The organism is Aquamicrobium terrae (genome assembly GCF_052978165.1).
The window spans coordinates 1,131,759-1,144,887 of the sequence record NZ_JBRKLZ010000002.1 but is presented as its reverse complement, the minus strand read 5'-3'; the positions used below and the strand labels follow the sequence as shown (position 1 = coordinate 1,144,887).

13 protein-coding genes and 1 pseudogene are annotated in these 13,129 nt (G+C 60.5%); 9 read left to right on the top strand and 5 right to left on the bottom strand.

All coding sequences use genetic code 11. The features are described 5' to 3' along the window. Positions 1–43 precede the first annotated feature (43 nt). Together ACVCNR_RS22630 and ACVCNR_RS22625 are read right to left on the bottom strand one after the other, a co-directional pair. On the bottom strand, positions 44–343 hold the full coding sequence (locus ACVCNR_RS22630) for a hypothetical protein (protein WP_447076602.1): 300 nt from the start codon (positions 341–343) through the stop codon (positions 44–46). A 46-nt stretch (positions 344–389) separates the two neighbouring features. Beyond that, positions 390–815 carry a thiol-disulfide oxidoreductase DCC family protein gene (locus ACVCNR_RS22625; protein WP_354196942.1) on the bottom strand — a complete coding sequence of 142 codons (426 nt, stop codon included), beginning with the start codon at positions 813–815 and terminating at the stop codon, positions 390–392. Positions 816–905: 90 nt separating this feature from the next. Between ACVCNR_RS22625 and ACVCNR_RS22620 the strand changes: the two genes are divergently transcribed. Continuing rightward, positions 906–2,339: an HTTM domain-containing protein gene (locus ACVCNR_RS22620; RefSeq protein WP_447076601.1), complete on the top strand. Its 1,434-nt coding sequence runs from the start codon at positions 906–908 to the stop codon at positions 2,337–2,339. Between the two features lie 449 nt (positions 2,340–2,788). On the opposite strand, the gene ACVCNR_RS22615 is transcribed toward ACVCNR_RS22620, so the two are convergent. Further along, the gene (locus ACVCNR_RS22615) at positions 2,789–3,838 is read right to left on the bottom strand and encodes a class I SAM-dependent methyltransferase (protein ID WP_447076693.1); all 1,050 of its coding nucleotides are present in this window, start codon (positions 3,836–3,838) and stop codon (positions 2,789–2,791) included. 155 nt (positions 3,839–3,993) lie between these two features. Next, positions 3,994–5,076: an alpha/beta fold hydrolase gene (locus ACVCNR_RS22610; protein WP_354196948.1), complete on the bottom strand. Its 1,083-nt coding sequence runs from the start codon at positions 5,074–5,076 to the stop codon at positions 3,994–3,996. 297 nt (positions 5,077–5,373) lie between these two features. Between ACVCNR_RS22610 and ACVCNR_RS22605 the strand changes: the two genes are divergently transcribed. The 8 genes and pseudogenes from ACVCNR_RS22605 to ACVCNR_RS22570 all read left to right on the top strand — a co-directional run. After that, a complete protein-coding gene (locus tag ACVCNR_RS22605; RefSeq protein ID WP_447076600.1) occupies positions 5,374–5,682 on the top strand; it encodes a helix-turn-helix transcriptional regulator in 309 nt (102 codons plus the stop codon). Positions 5,683–5,968: 286 nt separating this feature from the next. Then, complete coding sequence (locus ACVCNR_RS22600; RefSeq protein ID WP_354196951.1) at positions 5,969–6,511, top strand: GNAT family N-acetyltransferase; 543 nt, start codon at positions 5,969–5,971, stop codon at positions 6,509–6,511. A 408-nt stretch (positions 6,512–6,919) separates the two neighbouring features. Continuing rightward, on the top strand, positions 6,920–7,120 hold the full coding sequence (gene napE, locus ACVCNR_RS22595) for a periplasmic nitrate reductase, NapE protein (protein WP_354196953.1): 201 nt from the start codon (positions 6,920–6,922) through the stop codon (positions 7,118–7,120). Between the two features lie 2 nt (positions 7,121–7,122). Next, positions 7,123–7,428 (top strand): chaperone NapD, encoded by a 306-nt coding sequence (locus ACVCNR_RS22590; protein ID WP_354196955.1) that lies wholly within the window; start codon positions 7,123–7,125, stop codon positions 7,426–7,428. Next, positions 7,425–9,926 (top strand): periplasmic nitrate reductase subunit alpha, encoded by a 2,502-nt coding sequence (gene napA, locus ACVCNR_RS22585; protein ID WP_447076599.1) that lies wholly within the window; start codon positions 7,425–7,427, stop codon positions 9,924–9,926. The genes ACVCNR_RS22590 and napA overlap by 4 nt, the downstream gene beginning before the upstream one ends. Then, a complete protein-coding gene (locus ACVCNR_RS22580; protein WP_354196959.1) occupies positions 9,899–10,396 on the top strand; it encodes a nitrate reductase cytochrome c-type subunit in 498 nt (165 codons plus the stop codon). Before napA ends, ACVCNR_RS22580 begins: the two co-directional genes overlap by 28 nt. 1 nt (position 10,397) lies before the next feature. Further along, positions 10,398–11,150, top strand: a complete 753-nt coding sequence (locus tag ACVCNR_RS22575) for a NapC/NirT family cytochrome c (RefSeq protein WP_354196961.1) — start codon at positions 10,398–10,400, stop codon at positions 11,148–11,150. Between the two features lie 443 nt (positions 11,151–11,593). Next, positions 11,594–11,894, top strand: a pseudogene (locus ACVCNR_RS22570) (haloacid dehalogenase-like hydrolase); the annotation flags it as partial. A gap of 321 nt (positions 11,895–12,215) precedes the next feature. Here the strand turns inward: ACVCNR_RS22570 and ACVCNR_RS22565 are convergent. Further along, positions 12,216–13,121 carry a LysR family transcriptional regulator gene (locus tag ACVCNR_RS22565; protein ID WP_447076598.1) on the bottom strand — a complete coding sequence of 302 codons (906 nt, stop codon included), beginning with the start codon at positions 13,119–13,121 and terminating at the stop codon, positions 12,216–12,218. Positions 13,122–13,129 lie beyond the last annotated feature (8 nt).

The following is a 13,129-nucleotide window of genomic DNA, read 5'->3' as shown; positions in this document are numbered from 1 at the left end:
CAGCCCTTCGTGGCAATGCTAGCACGGATCGGCAGCGATGCGATCAATCATCGTCATCGTCATCGTCATCGTCATCATCGTCGCGTCCGCCGCCATGCCGTCTGCGCCCGCCATCATCGTCGTCATCGTCGTCGTCCCGATTTAAGCGGGAATTGCCCCATTTGCTCCCGTGGGCATCGTCGTCGTGGAATCCATGCCGGGCATAGTGCTCCGAAAGGTCACGATCCATGATGCCATGCCCGAGGTGCCGGAGCAGGCGGCGGTCGTCGTCGGCGAGAGCGGGCGTAGCACCGATCACGGCAAAGGCCGCCCCGGAGGCCAGAAAGATGATGAGGCGCTTCATAAGTTTTCTCCTTGCTTGCGACCCCTTTGTCCGGGCCCTGCAAGGACTACGGCCTCCCACCCATTCTATTCCCGGGAGGCACCAATTTTTTTCCGGCGCCAACAGGATTGCGTCCGAGCAGCCGGAGCAGAAGCCGGCGGCCGCGTGCCAGCCAGGGATAAAGATGCCGTGCCCGCGATGGCGAAGAGAAGATCCGTCGCTGAATATGGTTGAACCAGCCGTCCTCGGCGGAGAGGATTGCTAGAAGACGCATGGCTTCGGCGCCATGATGGACATGTCCGTTCCAGATAAGAACGATGCCTTCATCGAGATCGTAGCCGGTGGCCGCGAGTGCCGTGACCCGCGGGTCGCCGGACCGGGCATCGATGAGTTCGACGGTATGAACCCGTTCGCGAAGCCGCACCATGCGCATCCATGACGCACAGACCGGGCAGTCGCCGTCATAGATCACTTCCAGATGGCCGTTGGTCATTGTGGGTTTCATTTTTTCCTGCAATCGGTGGAATAACGCCTGAGCAACCGCCGTATTCCATGCAACACTGTAGGTGCGAAGGATGGTATCATGAACATGGGCATGCCTGATCCCCTCCTATCCCGAATTGCAACGCGGCTTTCCACGCCCGTATCGGGCCAGTCCCTTGCCTTGTTTCGCATCGCTCTCGGTGGCCTTCTGGTATGGGATTGCTGGCGTTTCATCAAATACGATCGGGTGTGGCGTTACTGGGTCGCACCTGAATTCCACTTCACTTATCCCGGTTTCGGCTGGGTGATGCCGCTCCCCGAGCCATGGATTCATATCGCCTGGCTGCTGGTGGGCATCTCCGCATTCTGCGTAATGATTGGATTTTGCTACCGGCTGTTCATTGTCGTGCTGACCGTCGGCTTCGGTTACTTCTTCCTGCTCGACAAGGCCGAGTATCTGAACCACTTCTATCTGGTCGTGCTGTATCTCGTGCTCATGTGCTTCCTGCCGGCGCATCGGACGCTGTCCTTCGACGCCTGGCTTTTCCCCCGTGGCGGAAGTGGGCATATCCCTTATGCGGCGGTATTCGCCATCCGGGCGCAGACCGAGATCATGCTGATCTTCGCCGGCCTCGTCAAACTGACGCCGGACTGGCTGGTCGGCGAGCCGCTCGGGCTATGGCTGCGCGAGCAGGCAGGCGAGCACCCGTTCGGCTTTCTCTTCCAGTATGACTGGATCATCATCGCAGGCGCGTGGGGCACTATCGTCCTGCATATCGTCGGCGCTCCGCTTCTTTTATGGCGGCGGACTCGGCTGCCGGTCTTCCTGATCTATTGCGTGTTCCATGCTGCCAATTCCGGCTTCTTCAACATCGGCATCTTTCCATGGCTCACCATCGCGGCAACCACGATCTTCTTCGATCCCGACTGGCCGCGCCGTTTCGCATGGTGGCTGGCCGACCGGTTCGGGCAGATGCCGCCACGCCCATCGATACCCCGTCCGGCAGCCGGGCAACCTTTGGCCCGGATCGTCCTGTTGGCGCTCGGGCTCTGGGTGGTCGTTCAGGTCGCCGTGCCGCTACGGTCTCTCGCCTTTGATTCCGACGTACGCTGGAGTGGTGAAGGGCACCGCTTCTCCTGGCGGATGCGCATTTACGACAGGAGCGCGGAAGGAACGTTTCACGTGGTTGCCGACGATCGGAGATGGAGCGTGAAGCCTACGGATTACCTGACCGGGCGTCAGGCCGAAAAGATGCTGGTGCGTCCCGACATGATCCACCAGTTCGCCGGATATCTGGAAAGCGTCTGGCGCAAGGCAGGCTATACGGATGTGGCGGTCTATGCGGAGATCGAAAAATCGTTGAACGGCCGTCCCGGTCAATCCTTCGTCGATACTGCCGTCGACCTTGCGAGCGCCGAACTGTCGCCGTTCGCCGCAGCACCATGGGTGGTGCCGCTTTCGGAGCCGGTCTGGGGCGTGGCCGACAACAGGGCCAGCGAGATGGCCTTTGGGAGGGCGGTCGGAAATCAATGATGGAAGAGTTCCGATATGCGGCTTGGCCTTCCCGCATCGACAGCCAGCCCATCGTCACATGCGCATTGTATCGATCCCGCGGTCGTTTTCAGTAGGAACCGGAGCGCAAGGATCAGCATAAGCGGCAAGGTCGGCTTCCGACGGGACCTCGAGCTCTGCTGGCAAGTTGGGTCGTATATGTGCCGCGCAATCCATATTCGGCAATGACAGTAGATTGACCTTTGAGTGCTCTTCCTGAACCTGCGAGTGACCGCTTCCGAGGTTTGGAACCGCCAGCCCGGAACGAGCGACACGAGCTCGGTTGCTGAATGGCGGCTATCCTCTGTCGCCGTCTGGAAGTAGACTGACCGCTGCCGGCCCCGCAGGAGAAATACAAAGATCCTGCAGTGCAGGCCTCGGCAGACGCACCCGCGCCGCATATGACCGAATGCGGGCGCCATCCTTTGCCGTCAGGTCGCTTCGAGCACCATGTTGAGCGGGGTCTGGGCAGCCCGCCGGACATGAGCAAACCCGCCGGACCGGATCACCTTGGCCAGTCGCTTCTCTCCCGCCTGTGCGCCAAGCGCGAGTCCGGTCTCCTGCGCCAGAGAAGTGGGAACGCAGATCATCGTCGAGGCCGAATAATAGAGCCGTCCGACAGGATTGATATTGTCCTCCAGCGTGTCGCCGGCCATCGGCTCTACCACCATCCATGTCCCGGTGTCCTTCAGCGCCTTTCTGATATGCGCAGCCGCGGCCTCGGGATCGCCCATGTCGTGCAGGCAGTCGAAGCAGGTGATCAGATCGAAATCGCGTCCTTCGAAATCCTGCGCCTTACCGACCTCGAAGCGCAGGTTCGTCAACCCGTGTGCCCGGGCGTGCGCGGTCGCGGCGGCAATCGATGCCGGGTGGAAATCGTAGCCGGTGAAGCGCGACTTGGGGAACGCCTGCGCCATCAGGATTGTGGACAGCCCGTGGCCGCACCCGACGTCGGCCACCGTGGCGCCCGCCTTCAACTTGTCTACGACACCATCGAGCGCCGGCAGCCACTCTTGCACGAGGGCGTTCACATAACCCGGCCGGAACAGCCTCGCCACGGCGCAGAACATGCACCCTGCCTGATCCCCCCAGGCAACGCCGCGCCCGGTCTTGAAGGCCAGCTGCACCTTCGGCTGGTTTTCGGCCATCGCGGCGGCGGTGTCGAACGCGCCGATCAGATTGACCGGGCTATCAGGTTCCGCGAACACGAATGACTGCTCGGGCGTCAGCCAGAATCGTCCACCCTCGTGGCGCACATAGCCCGAGGCCGCCTGTGCCGCCAGCCACTCGCGCACATAGCGCGGCGCGCAGCCTGCGGCATCAGCAAGCTCGTCGGCGTTCGCCGGCCCGATCTCCTTGAGGGTCTTGTACAGGCCGAGCGCATCTCCAATCCGCACCAGCGGCACGCTGACAGCTCCGCCAAGGTCGCCAAGGACGCGGCCGACGAGTTCGTTGAGGATGGTTTCGTCGAGTTGTGTCATGTTGGGCTCCTCCTTGTCTTCGAAGGGCATCTGCCGCTCCGTCAGCCCAAGAATGAGGTCTGCCCTGGCGGCGGGCATGAGGCGGCTGTCCCGCGCGGATAAGAAAATCCGCCGATTTAAGGGGACAGATGTCCCGTCTGCGAGACAGACTACGGTCAACCCCGCCTGCGGCGGTCGGCACCTGCAGACAGCGTCATGACGATCGCCTGAGACCGGCTGTGCACGCCGAGCTTGCTGAAGATCACCGACAGCTGGTTGCGGACAGTCTTCACGCTCTTGCCGATGCGGTCCGCGATCGCACGGTTGTCGAGCCCTTCCGCAACGAGGCCCAGAATCACCGCCTCGGCGGGTGTCAGCCCGGCAGCAGGGATCGGATGGGACTGTTCGAAGGAATCCTGCCCGAGGAAGGCCGCAAGTTCGGTCTGGAACACCGCCCAGGCAGGCTCGTCCGGCAGGAGTACGTGGTTCCTGCTCTCAAGTGGCACGAAGCGGGCGCCCGGGATCGCGGCCGCAAGCCGGCAGCCTTCGTCGAACGGCACGCGCATGTCGCCGCGGCTATGTGCGACCAATGTCGGGATGCGGAGCTTGACCGCAAGATCCGACACGTCGATCCGCTGCATGTGCCAGAGCAGTTGCGCGGCGACGTCGGCAGTTGCCGTTATCCTCTCGAGATCGCCCCACCAGCGATGCTGTTCGGGCGTCCCATCGGGTATGAAGAGGTTGGTGAAGAACTGGCAGAATGCCGGATTGTCGCGTCCCCAGCCGATGCGAACGAAGTTGACGAGCGTCTCCGCCTCCAGCCGCTCGGCTTCCGTCTGGGCCCGGACCTGCCTGCCTTGGCCATAGGCGTTCAGCAGCACCAGATGCGATACACGCTCGGCATGCCTGAGGGCATATGCGATGGCGAGAGCGCCGCCCTGCGAAAGTCCGAGGAGGACGAAGCGCGGCTCCTCGATCGACGCCGCCACCGCGTCCATGTCGGCATGCCACGCTTCGATGGACAGGTCGGCTACATGCCGGTCCGAAAGCCCGCAGCCGCGCGGATCGTAGCGCACAAACCGGTTGCGGGCCGAAAGCACCTGAAGCCACGGCCTCCAGACCGGGCTTTCGAGATCGTAGTCGACATGGCTCAGCCAGTGTGCAGCCCGCAGGATCACCGGCCCATCCCCGCACGACGCGACGGCGATGCGGGTGCCATCGGCTGAGGTGCAGAAGCGTATGCTCTGACAGAGTTTCATAGCCTGTGCAGTCGCAGCGGAATATCACGAAACTGGATGATCTCGCTGCCGGTTCGGTCCATCTTCTCCTGAAAACAGTCTACCTCGTATCCAGGGTTTTGCGAACTTTCATAATGGATCCGTGATTTCCCGATGAGCCCGATCAATTCGTCGTCACCACACCAAGGCGCCAACTTTGCCAAAGCCTTCGCAAGGGAGCGAGTTTCTTCAGCGCGCGTATCGCAAAGGCCGGCGGAATCTTCGTGTTGTCACCCACCGTGCCCTTCCTCGTGACCGTCGTGGCGGGATCGATTAGGAATGCGAGCACCAGCGAGGCCACATGTGCTGGCACGGGAAGTCGCCATGTCTCGCAGCGCCTTCGTCGAACGCTTCACGACGCTCGTAGGCACACCGCCGATCCGCTATCTGACAATCTGGCGGTTGCAGCCGGCAAGAATGCATCTGACCGAGACACGCCAGACGATCGCTCAACTGGCCCACAGCGTCGGCTATGAATCGGAGGAAGCGTTCAACCGCGCCTTCAAGCGCGAATTCGGCATGCCGCCAGCGCGATGGCGCGATACGTGCGCAAGGACGGGGGGTGAAGCGTTGCCCACCGTACCATGAGGCGGGGGGTACTGTCGTTTATGGAATGACTGCTTTCCGCCGAGGTCGCCCAAATGTTGCCAGCCTGCAAAGACCTCAATTCCTATTGTTGAGAATTCACAGACTTCATAGCCTGCTGACATAAGTTTTTGGCTTATGTATGCTAGTCACATGAAACGAAACCGATTTTCCGCATGCAGTCGCACTCCCAACGACTCGGAACCGGATTGGAGCCAACACGGTATGACCGTGCTTGGCATTCGCGCAGGGTCCTAGCGTATCGTCTGCGTCTTCGCGGAGTAAGGATATGCAGAAAGTTCCCCCGAAACCTGTTATCCGCTTGGCAAGGCGCGACGAATTAGATTCCGTCGCCGCGCTCGTAGCAAACGCCTTTGCCCCGTTCAAAAAAGAGCTGTCGCCACACCTCTTTGAACCATACTTAAAGGACGCCCAGGATTTAGCTGGACGGTGGGGTGAGGCGAACGTCATAGTAGTCGAGCGGAAGGGGCGGTTCCTTGGAACGGTCACCTACTACGCAGATGCGACACGCGAAGGTATGAGCTGGCCTTCGGGGCTGGCGGGTCTGCGGACTCTAGCAGTTGCCCCCTCAGTACAGGGACGCGGCTACGGCCGCATGCTTTGTGAATGGTGCATAATGCGCGCGCGCCAGCAGGGGGCTGCGGGTCTTGCGCTCCACACAGCAGCTTTCATGTCGTCGGCTTGCAAATTGTATGAACGCCTCGGCTTCCAAAGATGCGGTACTCACGACCTGTTCGCATCTGAAGTTCTCGGCATCGATCAGAATCTCGGCGACCAAAAAATCATCGCGTACTTGTTGAAGCTCCGGTAGGTCGAAAGCGATTGCCGCCGAAGATCTGCAGGTCCTTCGTGGTGCCTCAGGCTGCATAGCCTTGCCGGCCGGTTACGAAGCCCTATCAGCGCTAGGCCTGGCCGGCGAAAGCGGCAAAGTCTAACTCACAGGGAATGGGAAACGAAGGAGCAATGAATTGGTTGAGCGAAAATGGCGCGTGCAAAAGGTGAGAGTCCCGCATTGCTGATCCGGAGGGGCGAGACTAACAGGCAGTTTAGGACATGCAAAACATTCTCGGATCGTCCGCGCCCGCCATTGTCTCCCAGCTGTTTCCGTGCATGGTCATGATTGGGGATTGAAGCAGAGGCGTTTTTGAGTAGTCTTTGACCGAGTACCCGCATGGGACATGTGGGACTGTTTGACCTGTCCAAGGCCCATGAGGAGGTCATGACCCAGGACACGGCACAATCCGCTGGGGCCACTGATGCCCAGCCACCGGCGTCTGGCCGACGCAAGGAATTGCTTGCTTTCCTCGTCCTTGCTTTTGGCATTTGGCCGATCGTCGCCATAGGAGTTGTCGGCGGTTACGGCTTCCTCGTATGGATGTTTCAGATCGTTTACGGCCCACCGGGCCCACCGGGAGGCTAGGCATGATTGCAAAATCGACATTCACACGGCGCGCGCTGCTGACGGGCGCGCCCCTACCCAGCCATCATGTTTCGAGCGCAGTGGTGGTGGTCCTGCCGCCGAGGCGGGATGACGTCAGCCGACAGCTCGCCGTCATGCCCGGCGTGGACGTACATGCAAGCGATGGCAGCCGCATCGTAGTCACGATCGAGGGGCCGACCAGCGGCTTCCTTGGCGAAACACTGACGCGCATGTCGTTTATCGAGGGCGTAATCTCCGCCAACATGGTTTTCGAGCATATCGAAAGCGGAAAGGATGAGCCCTCATGACGGCAGCGATCAACCGGCGCGACCTTCTGAAGGCCCATGCAGCAGCCCTCGCCGCAGCGACTGCGGGCATTTCGCTTCCCGTAGCCGCCCAGCCCGTTGCCGGTGGTGTCGAGGCGCTCCAAATCAAATGGTCGAAGGCGCCCTGCCGTTTCTGCGGAACCGGCTGCGGTGTCATGGTCGGCGTAAAGGATGGTCACGTCGTTGCGACCCATGGCGACATGCAGGCCGAGGTCAATCGCGGCCTCAACTGCGTCAAGGGCTATTTCCTTTCCAAGATCATGTACGGAAAGGATCGCCTGACGACGCCGCTGATGCGCAAGCGCGCCGGCGTCTATGACAAGGATGGCGAGTTCGAACCGGTGTCGTGGGACGAAGCCTTCGCCGTGATGGCCGAACAGTGCAAGCGGGTGTTGCGCGAAAAGGGACCGGAAGCCGTCGGCATGTTCGGCTCCGGCCAATGGACCATTTTCGAAGGCTACGCCGCCACCAAGCTGATGCGCGCCGGCTTCCGGTCGAACAATCTAGATCCAAACGCCCGCCATTGCATGGCTTCCGCAGCCTACGCCTTCATGCGCACCTTCGGCATGGACGAGCCGATGGGCTGTTACGATGACTTCGAACACGCCGACGCTTTCGTGTTGTGGGGTTCGAACATGGCGGAGATGCACCCGATCCTTTGGACGCGGGTGGCGGATCGCAGGCTTGGCCATCCGAACGTCAAATGCGCCGTGCTCTCGACCTTCACCCACAGGTCGATGGATCTTGCCGACATACCGATCATCTTCAAGCCCGGCACGGATCTGGCCATCCTCAACTACATTGCCCATCATATCATAGCGACCGGTCGGGTGAACGAGGCTTTCGTGCGCGATCACGCCGTCTTCATGCGCGGCCAGACCGGGATCGGCTACGGGCTGCGGCCCGACAATCCGCTCGAGCAGAATGCGTCCGGCGCGGCCGACGCGGGCAAGATGGAGCCTATCGATTTCGAGGCGTTCAAGGCGCATGTGGCGCAATACACATTGGAGAAGGTTTCGGAGCTTTCAGGCGTCGAGCCCGGTTTCCTGCATGACCTGGCGGAGCTCTACGCCGATCCGGATATCAAGGTGATGTCGCTTTGGACAATGGGGTTCAACCAGCATGTCCGCGGCGTGTGGGCCAATCAGATGGTCTATAACATTCACCTTCTGACCGGGAAAATCTCCGAGCCCGGCAACAGCCCGTTTTCGCTGACCGGCCAGCCTTCAGCCTGCGGCACGGCGCGCGAGGTCGGCACCTTCGCGCATCGTCTTCCCGCCGACATGATGGTCACCAATCCCGAGCACAGAAAACATGCAGAGGAAATCTGGAAGCTGCCGCACGGCCTGCTTCCAGAGAAACCCGGCTTTCACGCGGTCGAGCAGGACCGGATGTTGCATGATGGCCGCCTCAATTTCTATTGGGTGCAGGTCAACAACAATGTTCAGGCTGCGCCGAACAGTTCGAACGAGACCTATCCCGGCTACCGCAACCCGGACAACTTCGTCGTCGTTTCCGATGCCTATCCGACCGTCACCGCGCTGTCCGCTGACATCATCCTGCCGGCCGCGATGTGGGTTGAAAAGGAAGGCGCCTACGGGAATGCGGAGCGTCGTACCCACATCTGGCATCAATTGGTGAATGCCCCCGGCGAGGCGCGGTCGGATGTGTGGCAGCTTGTGGAGTTCTCCAGGCGATTCACCACCGACGAGGTGTGGCCGGCCGAAATCCTTGATACCAACCCGGACTACAGGGGCAAAACCCTGTTCGACGTGCTGTTCAGGAACGGTAAGGTCGATCGCTTCCCGCTTTCCGAACTCGATCCCGAATACAGCAATGACGAGGCAAACGATTTTGGCTTCTATCTGCAAAAGGGCCTGTTCGAGGAATATGCCGAATTCGGCCGTGGCCATGGTCATGACCTTGCGCCCTACGACACTTACCATGAGGTGCGCGGTCTGCGCTGGCCGGTCGTCGACGGACAAGAGACGAAATGGCGCTACCGCGAGGGGCTCGACCCCTATGTGAAGCAGGGTGAGGGGGTGAAATTCTACGGCAGGCCGGATGGCCGGGCTGTGATCCTCGCCGTGCCCTATGAACCGCCTGCCGAATCCCCGGACGACGAATACGATGTCTGGCTGGTGACGGGCCGCGTGCTGGAGCACTGGCACTCAGGGTCCATGACTATGCGCGTGCCGGAACTCTACAAGGCTTTTCCGGGTGCCGTCTGCTTCATGAATGCAGACGACGCGCGGCGGCGCGGCATCAACCAGGGGGCTGAAGTTCGTGTCGCCTCGCGGCGCGGCGAAATTCGCGTCCGGGTGGAAACGCGCGGACGCAACCGCATGCCGCAGGGGGTAGTCTTCGTACCGTGGTTCGACGCCAGCCGGCTTATCAATAAGGTCACGCTGGACGCCACCGATCCCATCTCCAAGCAGACGGATTTCAAGAAATGCGCGGTCAAGATCGTCCCCGCCTGACGCGCCGTGCAAGCGTCCTTTTAGCCGCCGGCTTGCTTGCCGCCGCCGGCACTGCGGCGTTGGCGCAAATGGCGGCAGAAATCGTACCGCCCCTGACCGGTGCTGGACAGCCCATGGCGGATACCGCTGCGCCGCCCGTCCCGCACTGGGTCGTGGACGACATCCGCAAGATGCGCGCCTATCCCGAGCAGCCGCCGATCATACCGCATTCGATCGAAGGCTATCAGCTGTCGGTGAATTCCAACCGCTGCATGTCCTGCCACAAGCGCGAGTTCACGCAAGGATCCGGTGCGCCGATGATCAGCGTCACCCACTACATGACGCGCGAGGGGCAGATGCTGGCTGATGTATCGCCGCGCCGCTATTTCTGCACTGCCTGCCACGTGCCGCAGGCAGATACGCGCCCCCTCATCGACAACACCTTCGTGGACATGAGCGAGCTCGGCGTTGGCCACGCCGGAGACCAGTAGGATGTGGGAGCGGATCAAGGCGGCCGTGCTCTGGTGCTGGCGTATCCTCTCAACGCCGGCTGCCACGCTCAGCCTAGGCTTCCTGACGCTCGGCGGCTTCCTCGGTGGCGTCATTTTCTGGGGCGCCTTCAACACGGCGCTGGAGCTTACCAATACCGAGCAGTTCTGCATCTCCTGTCATGAGATGGAATCCAATGTCTATCAGGAGCTGACCCGCACCGTGCATTTCTCCAACCGCTCGGGCGTGCGAGCTTCTTGCCCGGACTGTCACGTGCCGCACGAGTGGACGGACAAGATCGCCCGCAAGATGCAGGCTTCGAAAGAAGTCTGGGGCAAGATCTTTGGCACCATCAACACTCGCCAGAAATTCATGGAGAAACGGCTTGAGCTCGCCCAGCACGAATGGGCGCGACTGAAAGCCAATGACAGTCTCGAATGCCGCAACTGTCATTCCTCGGTCGCGATGGACCTGTCCAGGCAAGCCCCACGCGCTGCCGAGATTCATACGCGCTATCTGCTTTCGGGGCAGGCCACCTGTATCGATTGCCACAAGGGTATCGCGCACGAGCTACCGAACATGGAAGGCATCGATCCGGGATGGAAGGTGCCGCCCGAATTGCAGGCTGCGCTGGAAGAGGAGTTCCCGGTGACGAGCCACACGGAAGCCGAAGTATTTGAGCGGCTGGAGCGTGTTTCTCACTCCCCCCATGGCTTCATGTGGGCAATGGGCGACATCGCCCCGACGCTGGATTAAGAATGTCATCATCGACGCACGCGCCGACGCGGCTGGGATCGGCCGCGATAGTCAGTATCGTCTCCGATGTCGTCTTGAACAGCAGGTCGTAGATGAGCGTCCAGTTCTGAAATGCGATATGACATGATCGAATGGTATGCCAGCCCGACTTCAACAAGTGCGAGACCGCCAATAAACTCAAACGCGCCGTGTTTTTCCACGAACGCGGTGGGATTCGGGGTGCTCCAGCCAGGAAAATCGCTTGGCAGCTGCCGCCATTGGCAAGCCAGTGCGCAGCAGATAGAAGATGGCCTCCAAGACGCCATGCAGACTGATCCGTCGTCACCGGCCGCGCCGGCTCGTTTTCGGCAACAGTGGCCCGATAATCGAGTATTGGTCATCCGTCACGGTCGATGGGTGACGCCCTCTGTTCATCCCATGTCCTGAAGAAAGAGGCGAAGATGGAGTTCATAGATGTCGGTCCGAGCAGCCGGTCGGCATTAACCGCTTCATCGATCGGCGGCCCGTCTTCGCGACAGGAAATTCAGATGGTGATCTGCAGATGCTGCAGTGGACGACATTCAATGACGGCCCCGCTTCGCAATGATCGTCCACCACACTGATGTCGAGCGTGAATTTGCCTATGATCGCGAGGCGCATGTCGGCAAGCTCGGTAAGGCATCGGACGAGGCACCTAGTCGCGGTTGGACCATGGTCGACATGAAGTCCGACTGGCAGACTGTCTATCCTATAACGAAGCCCTAAGAACCCAATCAACGTCAACGATGTCGCGGGTGTAGCAACGGAATTGCCTTGGCTGTCGGCAAACTGGCGGAGAATGCGGGAGCTATCGATATAGCTATCGATTTATGTCCAAAGAGTAATCCATCAGTTACTACGGTAGTCGGCGGTGTTTGGCGGCCGGATAGGAGCCGGGTTGTTTTCAGATGCGTCATAGCAATGTGGGCTTTTAGAAACTATCCCGCACGCCGCTAGCGTCCTAAAAAGGGCGCCTAGCTGCCTTTTGCGGCTGGATATCGACATGGTACCTAAACACATCAGCCTCGGCGCTAAGGAACTGGCGAGCTAACCGTTTGAAACCCGATCACGCCCAAAATGCTGGACGAGGAAATCGAGAAAGACACGGATTTTCGGTGCGACGTGCTGACGTGAGGGATAGACAGCATAATGTGTGATCTCCGCCGTCGTCCAGTCAGTTAGTGCCGTTTCTAAAGGCCCCTCTCGAATGTCCTTCTCGACATAGGGAAGCGGAATCAGGCTGATGCCGAAGCCAGCGCGTAGCGCATCCCGGACAGCAAGACTGGAGGAGACCGAATAGCGAGCCTTGACCGGAATGCGCTCGATCTGACCGTCCCTTGTGAACTCCCAGACATCGGAATTGCCGCCATAGGGAAAGCGGATGTGATGCAGAGCCTTCAGGTCGGAAGGCGTCTGCGGTTTTCCGTGAGTCTTGAAATAGGCCGGAGCCGCGCACAGCACATGCGGCATTACCCCAAGTTTCCTCGCAATCAGGCTTGAATCTTCAAGGCTGCTGTAGCCTCGAATGGCGAGGTCGAACCCCTCGCGCACGACATCCACACGGCGGTCATCGAGATGGAGTTCAAGGCTGAGATCGGGATAGCGCGAGAGGAAGTCGGGGATCGCTTCCGAGAGACATACGAGTGCGACGGTCATCGGGGCGCTGACCCGAAGTGTGCCGACGGGCAACGATTTCGCTGGCGAAAGTGCCGCTTCGGCTTCGATCAGGGCATCCAGCCCTCGCGTGACATGTTCGAGGTAGGTTTTTCCCTCCTCGGTCAGCGCCATGCGTCGCGTGGTCCGGTTGATCAGGCGCACGCCCAGATGCGCTTCGAGCCCCGCCACGTTCTTGCTCACCGCAGGAGGTGAAAGACCAAGCTTCCGGCCTGCCTCGGCAAAGCTGCCCAACTCGGCCACCTGCCGAAACACCTGCAAAGCAGTGTACCGATCCATCTCATTCT